The organism is Paenibacillus sp. J31R122 (assembly GCF_056269185.1).
The window spans coordinates 82,295-99,289 of record NZ_JBWDNM010000018.1 but is presented as its reverse complement, the minus strand read 5'-3'; the positions used below and the strand labels follow the sequence as shown (position 1 = coordinate 99,289).

The following is a 16,995-nucleotide window of genomic DNA, read 5'->3' as shown; positions in this document are numbered from 1 at the left end:
TCATTTGCCCTCATGTACGCCAGTCTTTAACATCTCATAAATCTGTTGCTTTATCTCATTAAATTGCGGATTGGTCCAGAGCGCTTCACTGCGCGGCCGCTCAAAATTTACGTCGAATTGATCCAATACGACAGCAGGCTTAGCGGACAGTACGATAACGCGATCGGAAAGAAACAAAGCTTCTTCTATGCTATGCGTCACCAGAAGCACCGATCTGCGGTTTTCCTCCCATATAGACGTCAGCCATTTCTGCATATCCAATCTCGTTAAAGCATCCAATGCGCCAAACGGCTCGTCAAGCAGCATTAGCCGCTGCGGAGCCAATAAGGCTCGCAGGAAGGAAACACGCTGCAGCATACCGCCGGATAGCACATGCGGATAAGCACTCGCATATTCTTCCAAGCCGATTCGCTGCAACCATTCCTTCGTCTTCGACTTCGCTATGCCGCGATCTAAGCCGGATATCGCTAAAGACAGCTCAATATTTCCTGCAACTGTTCGCCACGGAAGCAATGCCGATTGCTGAGGCATATAGGAGATGTGACCCCGTTCGCCTGTTGTTTGCTTCCCATTAATCCAAATCTCGCCCTCGCTCGGCTGTTCCAGTCCTCCAATGACTTGAAACAAGGTCGTCTTCCCGCTTCCCGAGGGCCCGATGATGGAGACGAACTCACCATCGGCTACGGAAAACGATAATCCGCCCAGCACTTCCTTGCTTGAAGCGCCTTTCCCAAACTGTTTGCGCACTTGTACAACCTCTAATGTATTTGGATGTTCTGCTGCTGTATCACTCATTCGCTATTCCTCCTGTCCTAAAGGTTTGTGGCACAAACCTACTTCGTATCAGCATCTTTCGCAGGCCTCCAACGAATAATTAAACGCTCCGCCAGGCTCACTAGTCCGAATAAGGTCAAGCTGAATATAATGATTATAATAACGGCTGCAAACACACGACCCGGCATAAATCCTTTAGATGAGAGCAGCATAAAGGCGCCTAGACCTTTTTTGGTGCCGAGCCATTCTGCGACAACTGCGCTTAACACGCTGTATGATGCTGCTATTTTCAATCCAGAAAACAAATGAACGATAGCATGCGGCAGCTCAAGGCGCCAAAACAGCTGCCATTTGCGAATGCCGATCATCTGCAAGTAATTGCGGAGCTGCACATCTGTATTCGTCAATCCGCCAAGCATCGCGATCGTAATTGGAAAAAAGCATACCAGCATAACGAGCAGCACCTTCGGTAGCAGACCGAACCCAAACATCATCATTAAAATCGGCGCAATTGCGATGATTGGCACGTTTTGGGATAATATTAGCAGTGGATAAACGGCTGTTCGCACACCAGGAAGAAGATGCAGCAAAGCGGCGAGCACGAAGCCCACCGCCGATCCGCCGACAAAGCCGTATATTGTGAGCTGTACTGTTGCCCATGTATGCTCCATTAGTCTTGGCCAAACTTTGATAGCCTCTTGCACAATTGTAACAGGTGAAGGAAGCATCCAGTGGTCAATATCCCCCAACATAACAGCCGCCTGCCAAAAAACGAGCAATGCTATAAATACCGCCAATGGAGGCCAGATTTTAGACCATGCGCTCTTGTTATTGCCCATCTGGATATTTCTCTAGCAATCGACCCATCGAAGCGCCTTTGGTCGGATTATAATAAATTTTAATTTGTGATATAACGGATGGACAGCCCATCTCTGTCATTGCTTCGCTCATTGATTGCACCACGCCCAGCAAATGACTAAGCTCGCCCTCCATTGTCGTCTCAAGCGGTGCCACACGGTAAGGTACGCCAGCCGCCTTGATGATCTCAATTGCCCGATCCACGTAAGGAAGAACGCTTTCGCCTCCTGGTGTCGTCGGTAAAATCTGAATGCTTACTAATGCGTTTGCCATATGATTTCCTGCTTTCTCTGCTGCTTATTATCGTCATTATTCTGGTAAAAACTCATTCGTAAACGCCTTCTCCGATTCAAGCTCCTTCTCAAGCAGCTTGTGCTCAAACATCCACGTCGCGTAATTATCCCATACGCTGAGCTTCTGTTCACCCCAACGAGCCGCGTCATCCTGATATTTCGGGCTCAGCCACTTCTGACTGGCACGAACGAGATCAGCATTCAAATCCGGCTCGGCTTTGATCAAAATTTCTGCCGCATCCTCGGGATTGTCAATCGCATATTTGTAGCCTTGAGCCGCAGCCGCTGTAAATGCCTTAACGATTTCTGGCTTCTCGGCAATCATCGTTTCATTTGTCGCAAGTACAGGTGTATAATAATCCAGTTTGTCGCTGTAATCGGTTAAATAAACCATATTGATTTTTTCACCGCGAAGCTCAGCTTCGACACCGGTCCATGCATAATAAATCCAAGCGAAGTCGATGTCACGCTTAACTGCCGTAAAAAAGTCACTGTCGCCGATGCTGATCATGTTAACTTTACTAGCGTCAGCCTTCTTCTCCTGCATAAGTGATGTGATAACGGCCTCCTCGACAGGTGCGCCCCAGCCGCCGTACGTTTTTCCTTCAAACTTTTCCGGGGAATCAATCCCCTTGGCGAGCGGCGATGCAAATCCTGATGTGTTGTGCTGTATAATAGCTGCAATCGACACGAGCGGAACATCCGCAATCCGCGCCATCGTAATCGACTCTTGATAGCTTATACCGAACTCTATTTTACCGGATGCAACCATTTGATCAGCCCCGCTCTCGCCTGGCTGAATAATCTCAACATCCAATCCCTGCTCCTTAAAAAAGCCTTTATCTCTCGCGACATACAGTCCGGTATGATTCGTATTCGGCGTCCAGTCAAGCACGACCTGTACCTTCTCAAGCGGCTTATCTGCTCCCCCTTGCTCCTTTTCGTTCGCAGACGGTGCGTTATTCGCTCCGCAGCCTGCCAGTGCCAATACAAGCACGAGCAAAGTGCCAACGATTTTCCAAGATGATTGCCGAGCCTTCTTCTGATTCATGATGTGTTGTGTTCCCCTCTCAACTATTTCTATTTGTTTAAGGCGACGACTCCTCATTATTATCCGGGTAATGGATTCCGATCAAAAAAAAAGCGTCCCCCTAATCCGGAGGACGCCATAATTTCGGCTGTGCAACTGTAATATTTCACTTATGCTGATCCATTTGATCAAGCTTGCAAAATAAACAGAGCTTCTGTCCCTACGCTGGCATTATCCAGATCAGGTTAACGGGTCGGAATTGTACAGATAATCCCCTCTCAGCCGGCCTAACCAGCTCCCCGGAACATATTCGGTTTCGTCAATACCTTTAATTGTATAGCAAAAGCCTATCAGAAGGCTAGTTTTTTTTGAATAGCAGCATTATGACTCCTCTATCCCGCCGTTTTATATCGTTTTCGAACACCAACTACAAGCATGAGCAGAGGCACCGCGATTTGAAAGAACGGTATTAGCTTCAGCGATATTTCAAATCCAAACCATTGATGATACGTATTGTTTGGCTCCAAAAAAGATGTAAAATAGATGATCACGCCTATCGGCATAACACAATATCGATAGGCGATGCCTGTTGCAGCGCTGAACGTAAATACGGACGCCATATATAAGGCAGTCATTTTCACATAAAGCCCTATAAATAATAACAAAGTGATAATGACATCGAGCCTCTCTAGAAAGTTAGCCAACCTAATCAACTGTACAACCTCCAGCAGCGGAAGCGCCGTTACCGCTGCTAATTCCGGTCCAAGCACGCTCATGACGAGCATATTCATAAATACGAGAAAAGCGGATACTGCGATTTGCGGCCAATACGTACTCCGACCCCATGCGTTCTTCTCGCTAAGATGCTTCCAGTACACGAGAAAAATGATCATTTGTCCAAATGGAAACGAAAGCAGGTCCGGAAAAGCCGCCTTAATAATTGGTGCTGCCCCATTCTCGAACATAGGCAGCAAATGGTTTATACGGGGCAAATTCGCAATGAACAGCAGTATTATGATAAGGGTATAGCTTATCACAACAATAGGAAACAGCAGTTGAACAACACGAACAAACACCTCAATCCCTTTGCTTACGGTATAAGCCGCGGCACTAATGATAAGCAGCATAATAATCCAGCGAGGCGTGAACGACAGCAGTGCCATAACTGTAAGTTCACCTACATCTCGCACATTCCTCATCGAGTAATAAGCAAACAAACCCGCATACACGATCCCAATTGCTCCACCAATCCATCGTCCAAAATGCATGATTAAAAGCTCAGCTAGTCCCGCTTCTAAGGCGCGTCGTTGAATACACACGTAAATGAAAGTTAACAACAAACCGGCAGCTGCAGCAAACGTCATTGCGATCCAAGCATCCTGCTTCGCTTGAATGCCGAGCTCGAATAACGGTGTGCTGCCGATTAGGAAGATTATAATCAAAATTGATAATTGGCTTTTGCCGATTTGCTGCATAACGTCTCCTTTCCACTTATGAGCGATTCTTCTCTTGTGCCTTTTTGAAGCCGCTGCTGCTCATACCCGTTGAATTTACTTTCACCTTCACGGTTATTTTCACTTCCGTTTGCGGAAACACTTCATTCCAGCTATCCTTCACTTCAGCCCATTGCTTCGGAAATTTCTTATGTATAACATTGCCGAAGCCCACTACATCCGTTTTATGCTTACGAATAGCCTTCCAGCCCTTCTCCATTACTGCTTTAATCTCATCTTCAATAAGCTTCTGGACAACATCGACCTGTGCAGGCTTCATCAGATCGCCGCCGCAATTGTACTCCATCAGCGTTCCATCAGCTGACACATTCACATGCATAATCCATTTGCTTCCTGATCGCTCTGCCCGCAGCTTGGTTGCTGCATGCTTTATTAATATGGATGATTTTTTCTGTTCTTTTTCTTCACAAGCAAATGCTACCGTCGTTCTCTTCACATGATTGGCTAGCCACATAACCCCTTGACTTTCATCGTTTGAGATCCATCCTGTCAGCTTGTCCCCCGCAATCAGTCCCAGCTCGAATAATCTAACCTTAGACGGTGTATTGGTATGGGTGAGTTTATCCGCCCGATCCATGCTCTCACCTGTTCCAGAGAGGATTAAGCCTGGAATACCGGTCGCTTGAACAGGGCCTAGCAAATCTAAGAATAGGTCATGAATCGTCATTTGACGAAAAGTAGAACTATTTATTTCTTCATTGGCAATCATACGCTGTATGGCCGCACCCGGTATTTTCTCTAGCGGTATAAGCTGCTCTAGCATCCGGCGACCGCTTCCTTTGGATAGAAATACGTTTACCGTTTCGCGTGAATCTTGGTTGCGCAAATAAGTGTCGAGCAGAGGAGCAATCCCTTTGCGCGCTGCCTCCTCACCGATAATAACAATTTGAGTGTGAGCAAAATAGAGCCGGCGAGACGTTTCTTGGCTCGCCTTGCCTACAGCTTCTCGAAAGCTCTCCCCATTCGTCGAAAATACATTGACCGATGCTGAGCTGCCAGCATTGCTCTGACCTGAAATCGCTTGAGGGATGACGATTTGGAACGATAATACCCACATCCCCCCCTTCCAATCAACGCTTGTTCCCGAAACAATTGCAATTTCATTGAGCTCCACACGGTTCCAACAGCCAGCTTGCAGCAAGAAAACGAACAGAACCAGCAAGTACCTCCATTTTTTCACAGCCGCTCCTCCTTCCTACGGCTTGCCTGAATGGCGCTGTGCCGGTGGTTTTTTACCATTCGGACGCCGCTTCGGGTTACGCAAATTCAAATCAAGCGGCCGCAGTACAATTGCCCACCAAGGCAGGCGGACGAACACATCTCTCCATATCCCTGGCTTCGTCGGGCCAGGTGCAATTGGAGACATATAAGGCACTCCAAAGGAACGCAGCGACGTTAGATGGACCAGTAAAAACAGTGCCGTAATAAAAATGCCGTAAAAACCGAAAATACCCGCCATGATCATGAAACCGAAGCGGATAATGCGAGAAGTAACAGCCATATTAAATTCCGGCATAACAAAATTTGAAATGGCAGTGAAAGAAACAACAATAACCATCCCCGCCGAGACGATTCCAGCCTGTACAGCGGATTGACCGAGCACGAGAGCCCCTACAATTGAAACAGCAGGTCCAATCGCACGCGGCATGCGCAATCCCGCCTCACGCAGCACCTCGAAAGTCACTTCCATAAGAAGAGCCTCAACCAAACCAGGAAACGGGATACCCTCCCGTTGAGCCGCAAGGCTTATCAAGAGCGTAGCCGGAAGCATCTCCTGGTGAAACGTCGTGACAGCTATATATAAAGCAGGAAGAAACATAGAAATGAAATACGATCCATATCGAATGATGCGAACGAATGTTGCGATATCGAACCGCTGATAATAATCCTCGGGCGATGAGAAAAAGCTAAAAAAAGTCGTCGGTGCAACAAGTGCTATTGGACTGCCATCAACCATGATCGCTACACGTCCTTCAAGTAATGATGCTGCCACCGTATCCGGCCTCTCTGAATTTAACAGCGTCGGGAAAAGCGTAAACGTCTCATCTTGTATGAACTCTTCAATGTAGCCGCTCTCGAGCACACCATCGATATCAATATCCGCCAGTCTGCGATACACTTCTTTCAGAATGCCTTTATCTACCGTTCCATGCAAGTAAAGCACCGCTACATTCGAATGGGTTTGCCTACCGATTTTGTGGATTTGCACATGAAGGTCAGACGAACGAATGAATCGACGAATCAAGCTAATGTTGGTCCGAACGTTCTCGACAAAACCGTGCTGAGGCCCCCGAATGACCGTCTGTGTTTGTGCAGCTGTAACACCTCGCTGTTCACCGCCGTTGACATCGGCAGTCAAAGCTATTGCGCTTCCGTCCGCCAAAATAACGCATAAGCCGTCTGTCATATACTGAAGTGCCTCTTCTAATGTACTAACATCCTGCATCGATCCTATTGAAACGACACAGTTGCGCAATGCATCCATCAACTTGCCGCCATTGACATACTCATGCTTGGGTAGTCTCATCGACATCAATGGTTCCATAACGCTTTCGTTGATCGTCTCCGAATCGACTATTCCGTCTATATAAATAATCGCCAGCTCTCGATCAGGAGCCGCATCGCTGCGAAACATTCGAATTACGATATCGGCACTATCGCCGAATCGTTTGCGAATAGCTTGCACGTTCGCTGACAGTGATGGACTGAATGGCGTTAAAGCCCCTGCGTTTTGTTTGTTCATAACCGCACCTTCATTTCCTCGCCGCTTCTATTTTCCGTATTTTGGATGCAAATATGTACAGACACCTCATTCGTCGAGGCATCTGTATACAGCTTGCATTATTTGCCCGTCATCGTTCTTGATGCTTACCTAACGATGTCTTGATAATTAGGCGGAAGCTTAAAATCCTCTACATGCTTGTAACTGTTAACGGACGTGCTTCCGTCGTTATTTATGTTAAAGGTGATGATATCCTTGCCTACAGAGAGGTGAGGACCTACATAGGGTATTACGGTCACTTGAATTTCCATATGGGAGCTGTAGTATTTGTACACGAGCTCAGAGCTCTCAAGAAACGGCGCGAATGTGGGTGACACCGTTAGCTCGCTTTGATAATAACCATCGATTTGCTCTTGTATATCAGGCGTTAGTAAAGTAAGAACGACTCTTTGACAATGATCCATTTCACTCTCCACTGCTGCATTTGCTCGTTCCGCGTGCATTATGACGCATAGCAATGAAATGATAATAGTCATTTTTTTCATACAATCACCCCTTGTGGTTACTTTTTACATAATGCGGAAGAGGTATGCATAATCCTTCGAAAATACAAACAACCAAACTCCATCAGCGAAGAGCATTGCCCAATCATTGTAAATTACATCCACAAATAACCTATGGAATAAGAACGAGTGTTCCGTATATAATAAGAACAAACGTTCTTGTAGGAGGGAACATCATGACATTTGAAAAATGGATGTGCTCAATCCGTTATATCGTTGATGTGATTCATATGAGCAGTGGAGCTGGTGAAACGTAATGCCTCTTAACAAAGTTATTATGCTTGCGGATTGCCAATCCTTTTATGCGTCTGTCGAGAAGGCCGACCATCCTGAGTATCACGGACTGCCAATTGTAGTTGCAGGCGACCCAGAGCGCAGATCCGGCATCATTCTCGCGGCTTGTCCAATTGCCAAATCCTTCGGAGTCACGACAGCGGAGAGACTAGGAGAATCACTCGCTAAGTGCCCGAATTTAGTCGTCATTAAGCCAAGGATGCAATTGTACATTGATGTCTCCATGATGATAACTCGTATTTATCAGTCATATACCGATTTAGTTGAGCCTTATTCGATCGACGAGCAATTTTTGGATGTGACCGGTTCACTGCATCTCTATGGATCGCCTGAGGAGCTTGCGCGAATCATTCAGGCACATGTTCAAGCGGAGCTCGGAATATACACGCGATTTGGCATTGCCGAGAATAAAATTTTAGCGAAGACAGCGTGTGACAATTACGCCAAGAAAAACGATTCTGGCATTTACGTCCTGTCTAAGGATAAGCTTCATGAGACGCTCTGGACGTTGCCCGTTAACAAAATGTTTATGGTCGGCAGCCGAATGACGCGTCACTTTAACGCCATGGGTATGGAGACGATCGGCAAGATCGCGGAAACGCCTTTAGAGAAGCTTAAGCTGATGATGCACCGCAAATTCGGCAAAAACTCCGATATAAACGCGGAGCTCTACTCTCGCATCGCCAATGGAATAGATGACAGCCCTGTAACACCGGGCACACACCAGGTGGCCCCGAAGGCTGTAGGGCATATGATGACGCTGCCGCGTGATTACGGAAAGCTGGAGGAGATCAAGGTCGTGCTGCTTGAGCTGACAGAGCTCGTCTGCCAGCGCTGCCGCAGCAAGGGATATATGGGGCATGTCATTTCAGTAGGCTGCATGGGAGCAGATTATGACCGGCCCAGCGGCTTTAATCGCCAAATGAAAATGGACGATCCGAGCAATGTTACGAATCAGGTTTATCACGCTGTCATCACGCTGCTGAAGCGTCACTGGGACGGACTTCCCGTTCGAAAGGTTGGCGTCAGTCTGTCGCAGTTTTCAACTGACGACGAGTATCAGCTTTCTTTATTTGACCCGCATCGCGAGAAATCAGCGGCGCTCGAGCGAGCAACGGATGCCATTAAGCTGAAGTACGGTGACGCGATTATTTTAAGGGCTGTTTCGATAACACCCGCAGGGCAAGCCCTTCATCGCTCTGAGAAGATTGGGGGACATTATAAATGAGAAAGAAGCTCGAAGGAAACGGTCTCTGGGAATCAAGCCGCATGATGCTGCCAGAGCATAAAGCGGCGATCAATCAACATGAAGCCGCCTTGAAGCATCGCAATCGAGTGGAGCTTGATGAGCAGGAATGGGAGCATATATCCCGGTCTATGGCCGAATCAATGGAGCAGCGGCACCCGATAACTGTCCAATTATTCCACCCTACTGAGGAACGGACTGTCCATGGTATCGTAGATCGAATTGATCAGCTCCAGAAGCGATTTATGATTAACGGTAAATGGTACCCAATAAGAGACATTGAAGGATCGACAATAGACGAATAAGGTCGGCAGAGCGCATGCTAAAGCTAAGTTAAGTGCCGCGCTGCATGGCAAGTACCGCCAGCTCGATCTTATTCAGCATTAGTCCATATTCATTCGTTATTTCAAACGAATTAGGAAGCGAAAGCTTATGGAAATAACCCGCCACGTCGCTAGCCGACCGAAACCAGTCACCTGGCTCCGGCGGCTCAAGTGTCAGGTCGCTCCAGGCTGCGCCAAGCTCAGGACTATAGATCGGTTCAGCACCCGACTTCAGACGCCCGCCAAGCAATCGTTCCTTATACACGGCCTGGGGCGGCTGCTGACGCACCCGAGAAAATAAATGCGGCGCATAGTCCGCCCTTGAACCCGTATGCTTCACAGCGGCCGCAAAGCCGCGAGCGCCCTCATATACGCGTGGAATGCCAAATAACATCGCGTACAGTCTTTTACCGAATTCAATTCGCTCCTTCAAATGCTCAAATCGCTCTAATATAAGACCCGATAGCTTCAGCGTCCCTTTATCCTGTTCGCATCCGTATGGAAACATAACCCCGTTCAGCTGCAGCAATGACTGCAAACCAAAAAACAACGATTGAAGCACTTTCTCACGATAGTACGGATGCTGCATCACTCGTTGTTCAATGTAATGCTGCTCATTCACAATTAACGCAACCGTCAGCGGCACCGCATCCCGATCTCGCCAAAAAAGCTTCCATACCGGAGTCATAAAGGATGAAACGCCAAACGCGGGAAGCAAGTGGAATAGGCTTCTCCCTTCGCGGCAGCTCCACTCATAAAGCAGCAGCTGAGGATAGGCATCCTGAAAAATAAGCGCGTTTGCTCGCTCCAGAAATTGAAACACCCCTTCCTGCTGATCCTCGCGCAACAGCCAAGGAAGCCATTCCCCTTTTAGATCCGTCATATTCCAGCCGCCGTTGCGGGATACAAGATGCGCGAGCAATGCCCAATGCAGCTCTGGCGTGCGAAAATATACGGCTCGATAAGCCTCCGTTCTCGTCACATTGTTGCGATTGCATGCGGTCGTCTCTGCCTGGATCCGCTCAATAAGCGCGTGCTCCTGCATGCTCCAGCCTTCAGCTGCGTCTGTACTCTCTGTATTCTCCTGCTTCGTCCATGCAGACATAAGCTTCGCTACAGAGGCAGATGACAGCCGCAGCGGAACCGCTTCGGAAATCATCTCATCTGATGTCTTCATAGCGCTCCATTTGCCTAGCGCGTATGCTAACGCAGCACTGGGTAGCTCGATCATCTGCTTGAGCCAATATACGAAAGTACGTTGATTCGACCGTTTTTTATTTCGTTCCTCCATCGTCAGCGCTCCTTGATGTGCAGCTTAGGCCACCGGTATGAAACATTTTAATGAAACCCCTATAATGACCAGTATCCGCCACTCTCCCCTCTGTCATACCGTCCACCCCCAAGATGCGTGCCTCCTCTCCACGTTGTATAATAAGACCAAACGATAGACGGAGGTAGAAGCTGCGATGTGCGGAAGATACACGCTTACAGTAACGCTGGAGGAACTCATGGTCAGATATCGGATTGATGATACGACAATACCCTACCATCGCCCGAAATATAATATTGCCCCAAGCCAGCTGGTGCTTGCTATCATAAATGATGGGCAAAAAAATCGCTTGGGAGAGCTCAAGTGGGGGCTTATCCCTCCATGGGCTAATGACCCTAAGCTCGGCATGAGCATGCTGAACGCGCGCTCCGAGACCGCGGCAAGCAAACCTGCTTTTCAAATACCGTTACGCCGCAAGCGCTGTCTCATTCCTGCTGACGGCTTCTACGAATGGAAAAAGACCTCGCAAGGCAAGCAGCCGATGCGAATTGTGCTGAAAAGCCGCGCATTATTTAGTATGGCGGGTCTGTACGAAACATGGATTTCACCAGATGGTAGCACAATAAACAGCTGTACCATTATGACGACAACACCAAATTCATTAGTCTCCCAAATCCATGACCGTATGCCAGTCATCCTGCATCCAGAGGACGAGCAGCAATGGCTGGATCGTTCGGTTCATGATATAGCGTCTCTCACACCTATGCTTAGCCCATACAGCTCTGATGAGCTTGAAGCTTATGCCGTTCCGGCAGCAGTCGGCAGTGTGCGGAACGACGATTGCTCCTTAATTAAGCCATTCCAGCCAGACGAGCAATTAGAGCTATGGTAAAAAAAAATCGCTGACCTATAGCGGTCAGCGAAACATTCCCCACAACTTCAACAAGTGAAAGGTGTTGTTGGGATCAATTTTTTGCCCTAGGACAAATGCGACAATTTGCTCCTCTTGCGTATCCGTAAGCTTCTCCTGCAAAATAACAGTAGCTGATTTAACAAGCTTCCGCACCTTTAGACGGTCCTGCAAATCATTTTTCGTGACATCGCCAAGCAGCTCGCGAATTCGATCCTTCATAACAGGGTTTTTCAGTTTAAGTTTGATGCGTTCGACCAACTGCGGCCGAATGCCGTACTTTTGGTAACTCACCGACTAGGCACCTCCATCCGGCAATCCAATTCTATCCTTAAACTATATGCCGCAAGAAAGAAATAATTGCTTAGTCAAGCTGTTCTCCCTGAAAAATTTGATCCTTCTGCAGCATGCTTCGTACTCTTGCATAAGAGTCATTGACCCAGAAATCCTCTCGCGCCGTTAAATCAGCCGCATCATCACGCGCTTGCTCCAGCAGCTCATAATCACTAACCATATCCGCAAGCCGGAATTCTGGCAGCCCGCTCTGCTTGGTGCCAAAGAAATCTCCGGGCCCGCGCAGCTCCAAGTCGCGCCGCGCTACTTCAAAACCGTCATCCGTATCCGTCATAACCTTCATGCGCTCGCGGCCCGTTTCCGATTTTGGATCAGCTACTAAAATACAATGGGATTGATGCGCGCCTCGTCCTACCCGGCCGCGAAGCTGATGCAGCTGCGACAAGCCGAAGCGTTCGGCATCCATAATAACCATCAAAGTCGCATTCGGTACATCTACTCCGACCTCAACTACTGTAGTCGCTACAAGCACATGCGTTTCATTTGCCCCAAAAGCGCTCATTACACTATCCTTCTCCGAGGAAGACAGCCGCCCGTGCAGCAAACCGACCTGAAGATCAGGAAAGGCTTGCTGCATTTGTATATACAGGTCAATCGCATTCTGAACATCAAGTTTCTCCGACTCTTCTATCAACGGACAGATGACATAGGCTTGACGACCTTGGCTTACTTCCTTGCGAATAAATCCGAGCACACGCTCCATCATTCCATGCTTGACCCAATAAGACTTAATTGGCTTGCGGCCGTGCGGCCGTTCCCGCAGCGTCGATACATCCATGTCGCCGAAAGCGGTAATCGCAAGTGTTCTTGGAATAGGCGTCGCAGTCATCGTAAGCACATCCGGATTCATTCCTTTATGCCTAAGCACGCTTCGTTGATTAACGCCGAAACGATGCTGCTCGTCGACGACAACTAACCCAAGACTGCGAAAATAAACATCATCTTGAATCAGCGCATGAGTACCGACCACAATATCAATCAATCCCATCTGCAGACCGGCAAGAACATCGCGGCGCTTGCGCTCCGTCAAGCTTCCAGTCAATACGCCTACCTCGATCTCCATGCCTGCAAACATTTTTTGCAATGAGCGCATATGCTGATCCGATAAAATTTCAGTCGGTACCATGAGTGCTCCTTGATGCCCCGCCTTGACAGCACCGTACAAAGCAATAGCCGCGACAACCGTTTTCCCAGAGCCGACATCACCCTGCAGCAAGCGATTCATACAGGAAGGTCTGCGCATATCCGTCAAAATCTCATTAACAACCTTCTTCTGCGCATCCGTTAATTCAAAAGGTAGAGTGGCAGCGAACTGACGAATCGTTTCACTTTCAATCCGATGCGCTATTCCGTCATTCCGCTTGCGATTCAGCGCCCGATAGGCTTGAAGCTTTAACTGAAATAGAAACAGCTCTTCATATACAAGACGCTTACGGGCTAATTGCCCTTCCTGCGTATCATCCGGCAAATGAATACGGTGCACCGCGTCGCGCCTTGCCATAAGCTCATGCTGTTGAACTAAATAATGCGGCAGCATTTCTTCAATCATCGAACCGTACTGCGTCAACGCCTGTCGCACCATTTTTCGCATCCACGGCTGCGTTATGCTTCCGCCAACTGAATAGACGGGCTGCAGCGTTCCTGTCTTAGCCGCATTGCTGGAGCCTGGAAACTCAGAATCCGACACAGTAAGCTGCAGACGCTGCTGCTCCCATTTGCCGGTCAGCATAATTTCACGGCCAGGAACAAGCTGATCCTGTAGAAAATGTCGATTGAACCATACCGCTGTTACAAGCCAGCTCTCCACCTCTACCTTGCAGGTCAGTCTCGACTTGCTGCGGCCGTAACGCTGCAGAACTGGAGCACCTCGAACCGTTCCAAGGACAGTAATTTTCTCCCCTTCCTTGACATCAGCAAGCTCACGAATTCGGTAATCCTCATAACGAAATGGGAAGTAATCAAGCAAATCAGCGACCGTATGCACACCAAAGGCGTGAAGCTCTTGTTCCTTAGGAGCACTCACGCCTTTGATTTGCCGAACAGAAATTTGATCCAGCGTCATCATACTATCCCTCACGCCCTGTTCATGAACACAGCGGAAGTACCAGGTCCAGTATGTGTACCAATGACCGCTCCGAGCGTAGTCCAGCCGACTGATTGCACATTGAAATGGGAATTTATAAGTTCATAAAGCTCTTCAGCTGAATCCTTGCGATAGCTCCATGCCATCGTAATGTTAACCGGCTCATCGCCGAAATTTGGCTTCAATAGATCAACTATACGCGCCATCGCTTTTTTTGAGCCGCGTACTTTATCGACTGCAAGCACGACACCGTCAGAATCTAGCGACAAAATCGGTTTAATATTCAAGATAGAACCAATTAATGCGGAAGCTTTACCAATACGACCGCCTTTTTGTAAAAACTCCAATGTATCCACTAGGAAATAAAGCTCCGTGCCGCGCTCTAAACGTTCGATCTCCGCAATTATACTTTCCTTCGTCTCTCCCGCATTCGCCATTTCAGCAGCCTTCACGACACGCATGCCAAAGCCATACGACGCTGACTTGGAATCAACGATCGTGAGATCCGCTTCTTGCTCCAGCATTGACTTAGCAAGAACAGCCGATTGATAAGTACCGCTCAGCGCTGCTGACAAGTGAATCGATATAATAGGCGATTCTGAATCCTCAGCCAGCAATTGCTCGTACACGTCCGAGAACTCTACTGGCGAAGGCTGTGAGGTCGTAGGAAGCATTGCGGACCCTGCAAGCTTCTCATAGAACTGTTCGGACTGAATCGTCACGAAATCCAGATAAGTCTCTTCCCCGAACAGCACCTTAAGCGGGACCATTGTGATCCCCAAACGTTCTCTGACCTCAAATGGGATATCAGACGTACTATCCGTAACTATTCGGACCTTCCCCACATTGATCCCCTCCATACTTTAAAAAGATTGCAAGCGTAAACGGCTGTCGCCGTCCTTTGCGGCAAAGCAAAGTTTCGCGGTGAATTATAAGCATATTAAAAGTTTGAAACTTATACATTCTTATAATTTAGATTATTCAACCGCAAATAAATAAGGATATAGCGGCTGCCCGCCATTTTGCACTTCAAGCTCAAGCTCAGGATATTGCTCTGCCACCCACTCAAGCAACGACGCTGTATCTGTGGCATCAGCATCCTCGCCGGTAAGTAACGTTAACAAATCTCCGCCTGCTTCCATCATACTGCTTAGAAGTGTTTGACACGTTCGTAACAAACTAGCATCGGAAACAACTATTGCCTTTTCTTTAATGCCAATATAGTCGCCTTCACAAATACTCACACCTTCAATAGTCGTGTCTCGAACTGCTATGGTCACTTGACCGGAAAGCACTTGCTCAGCAGCGCTCTTCATCCAGGCAGCGTTTCGCTCAGCCGTTTCTTCTTCCTTAAACGCGAGTACAGCCGCAAGACCCTGCGGAATGTTTCGGGTAGGAATAACGGTGACATTGCGTTCGCTAAGTTCTGCCGCTTGTTCAGCAGCCAAAATGATATTACCATTATTCGGTAGTATGTATATATGCTCCGCTGATAACGCCTCTATCGCTTTCACAAAATCCTCTGTGCTAGGATTCATCGTCTGACCGCCTGATAATACCGTATCCACTTCATTTTCAAGGAAAATGTCTACAATGCCTTCACCTAGCGCAACCGCGATAATTCCATAAGGCGCCCATTCAAAAACCTGACCTGGAGGAACACCCTGTACGGCTTGACCAGCAAGCAGCTCAGTTGAATAGAAGTCTACTGGGCTCATATCGATAGGCTCTTGTTCAAGTAAATCACGGTGCTGCTCTCGCATATTCAAAATATGAATATCGGTCAATTCGCCATACGGAAGAGATAAGTTAAGAACATCACCAGGCTTACGCGAGTGAACGTGTACCTTAATAATGTCATCCTCTGCAATAACAAGTATCGAGTCTCCGTCTTTTCCGAGCGCTCTCTTGTAAGCGAATTCATCAAAAAACGGTCCTTTATGTCCATTTAACTTACGATTTATAAAAAACTCCATATCATATAAAAATTCAATTTCTTCCGTAGATAAGCGAGATTGTGCCGAGACTGGCTCTTGCTTGCGGATCACCGGGCTGGTGTTAGGTACTGCCACCTCTTCTGGAGCAGCTGCCTCTGAAGGCATGGCAAATTGGCCCTGCAAGCTATCAACATCATTTTCGGAGAGGCTGCGCACAAAACCTTCGTATATGAAGACGAGACCTTGTCCACCAGAATCTACAACACCCACCTGTTTGAGTATTGGCAATAGGTCTGGCGTTCGCTGCAGTGCTTCATAGGCTTTCTTATGCACCTCACGCATTAACTCTGCCACGTCTGTAGTTCTGCGGGCATATTGAACAGCATGCTTAGCAGCTTCTTTGGCTACGGTTAGTATCGTTCCTTCTACCGGCTTTACCACTGCTTTATATGCCATATCAACTCCATGCTGGAACGCTGCGGCCAATTGGGTTGTCCCCGCCTCTTCTATGCCTGCAAGCGATCTGGAGAAGCCACGGAATAGCTGTGACAATATAACGCCAGAGTTTCCTCTCGCGCCCATTAACAACCCCTTTGATAATGCTTCAGCTGCTTTGCCCATATTCTCAGATGGCTTGCTGCGCAACTCACGTATGCCGGATGTCATCGTTAAGTTCATGTTAGTACCCGTGTCTCCATCCGGCACTGGGAATACGTTCAATGAATTAACAAATTCAGCGTTACGCTGTAATAAATCCGCACCGAGTAACGCCATTGCAGTAAAATCTGATCCGTTTATAGAGCGCCTACTCAATGACAATTCTC

The 16,995-nt window shown here is 47.9% G+C and carries 16 protein-coding genes and 1 riboswitch; of the genes, 3 read left to right on the top strand and 13 right to left on the bottom strand.

Going from position 1 to position 16,995, the window contains the following annotated elements:
* The 8 genes from AC0YN7_RS25135 to AC0YN7_RS25100 form a co-directional block, all read right to left on the bottom strand.
* A complete protein-coding gene (locus AC0YN7_RS25135) occupies positions 1–795 on the bottom strand; it encodes an ABC transporter ATP-binding protein (RefSeq protein ID WP_475812770.1) in 795 nt (264 codons plus the stop codon).
* Between the two features lie 38 nt (positions 796–833).
* Positions 834–1,613 carry an ABC transporter permease gene (locus AC0YN7_RS25130; protein WP_475812769.1) on the bottom strand — a complete coding sequence of 260 codons (780 nt, stop codon included), beginning with the start codon at positions 1,611–1,613 and terminating at the stop codon, positions 834–836.
* Positions 1,603–1,905, bottom strand: coding sequence for a thiamine-binding protein (locus tag AC0YN7_RS25125; RefSeq protein WP_475812768.1), 303 nt, complete (start codon positions 1,903–1,905; stop codon positions 1,603–1,605). Before AC0YN7_RS25125 ends, AC0YN7_RS25130 begins: the two co-directional genes overlap by 11 nt.
* Before the next feature lie 36 nt (positions 1,906–1,941).
* On the bottom strand, positions 1,942–2,976 hold the full coding sequence (locus AC0YN7_RS25120; RefSeq protein WP_475812767.1) for an ABC transporter substrate-binding protein: 1,035 nt from the start codon (positions 2,974–2,976) through the stop codon (positions 1,942–1,944).
* A gap of 179 nt (positions 2,977–3,155) precedes the next feature.
* Positions 3,156–3,267, bottom strand: a riboswitch (TPP riboswitch).
* 80 nt (positions 3,268–3,347) lie between these two features.
* The gene (locus AC0YN7_RS25115; RefSeq protein ID WP_475812766.1) at positions 3,348–4,430 is read right to left on the bottom strand and encodes a GerAB/ArcD/ProY family transporter; all 1,083 of its coding nucleotides are present in this window, start codon (positions 4,428–4,430) and stop codon (positions 3,348–3,350) included.
* Between the two features lie 16 nt (positions 4,431–4,446).
* Positions 4,447–5,649: a Ger(x)C family spore germination protein gene (locus AC0YN7_RS25110; RefSeq protein ID WP_475812765.1), complete on the bottom strand. Its 1,203-nt coding sequence runs from the start codon at positions 5,647–5,649 to the stop codon at positions 4,447–4,449.
* A 15-nt stretch (positions 5,650–5,664) separates the two neighbouring features.
* Positions 5,665–7,212, bottom strand: coding sequence for a spore germination protein (locus tag AC0YN7_RS25105; RefSeq protein ID WP_475812764.1), 1,548 nt, complete (start codon positions 7,210–7,212; stop codon positions 5,665–5,667).
* 125 nt (positions 7,213–7,337) lie between these two features.
* Positions 7,338–7,736, bottom strand: a complete 399-nt coding sequence (locus AC0YN7_RS25100; RefSeq protein WP_475812763.1) for a DUF3888 domain-containing protein — start codon at positions 7,734–7,736, stop codon at positions 7,338–7,340.
* A 274-nt stretch (positions 7,737–8,010) separates the two neighbouring features.
* Between AC0YN7_RS25100 and AC0YN7_RS25095 the strand changes: the two genes are divergently transcribed.
* Together AC0YN7_RS25095 and AC0YN7_RS25090 are read left to right on the top strand one after the other, a co-directional pair.
* The gene (locus AC0YN7_RS25095) at positions 8,011–9,276 is read left to right on the top strand and encodes a DNA polymerase IV (RefSeq protein WP_475812762.1); all 1,266 of its coding nucleotides are present in this window, start codon (positions 8,011–8,013) and stop codon (positions 9,274–9,276) included.
* Entirely contained in the window at positions 9,273–9,599 is a 327-nt protein-coding gene (locus AC0YN7_RS25090; RefSeq protein ID WP_475812761.1) for a YolD-like family protein, read from the top strand. Before AC0YN7_RS25095 ends, AC0YN7_RS25090 begins: the two co-directional genes overlap by 4 nt.
* A gap of 28 nt (positions 9,600–9,627) precedes the next feature.
* Here AC0YN7_RS25090 and AC0YN7_RS25085 read toward each other — a convergent pair whose 3' ends face one another.
* Complete coding sequence (locus AC0YN7_RS25085) at positions 9,628–10,908, bottom strand: DUF2515 domain-containing protein (RefSeq protein ID WP_475812760.1); 1,281 nt, start codon at positions 10,906–10,908, stop codon at positions 9,628–9,630.
* A gap of 175 nt (positions 10,909–11,083) precedes the next feature.
* Between AC0YN7_RS25085 and AC0YN7_RS25080 the strand changes: the two genes are divergently transcribed.
* Positions 11,084–11,779: an SOS response-associated peptidase gene (locus AC0YN7_RS25080; RefSeq protein WP_475812759.1), complete on the top strand. Its 696-nt coding sequence runs from the start codon at positions 11,084–11,086 to the stop codon at positions 11,777–11,779.
* A gap of 24 nt (positions 11,780–11,803) precedes the next feature.
* Here the strand turns inward: AC0YN7_RS25080 and AC0YN7_RS25075 are convergent, their stop codons facing one another.
* From AC0YN7_RS25075 to AC0YN7_RS25060, 4 genes are all read right to left on the bottom strand, one after another.
* The gene (locus AC0YN7_RS25075; protein ID WP_475812758.1) at positions 11,804–12,091 is read right to left on the bottom strand and encodes a stage VI sporulation protein F; all 288 of its coding nucleotides are present in this window, start codon (positions 12,089–12,091) and stop codon (positions 11,804–11,806) included.
* A gap of 70 nt (positions 12,092–12,161) precedes the next feature.
* The gene (gene recG, locus AC0YN7_RS25070) at positions 12,162–14,213 is read right to left on the bottom strand and encodes an ATP-dependent DNA helicase RecG (protein WP_475812800.1); all 2,052 of its coding nucleotides are present in this window, start codon (positions 14,211–14,213) and stop codon (positions 12,162–12,164) included.
* Between the two features lie 11 nt (positions 14,214–14,224).
* On the bottom strand, positions 14,225–15,079 hold the full coding sequence (locus AC0YN7_RS25065) for a DegV family protein (RefSeq protein WP_475812757.1): 855 nt from the start codon (positions 15,077–15,079) through the stop codon (positions 14,225–14,227).
* Positions 15,080–15,211: 132 nt separating this feature from the next.
* Entirely contained in the window at positions 15,212–16,945 is a 1,734-nt protein-coding gene (locus AC0YN7_RS25060) for a DAK2 domain-containing protein (protein WP_475812799.1), read from the bottom strand.
* Positions 16,946–16,995: the final 50 nt, after the last annotated feature.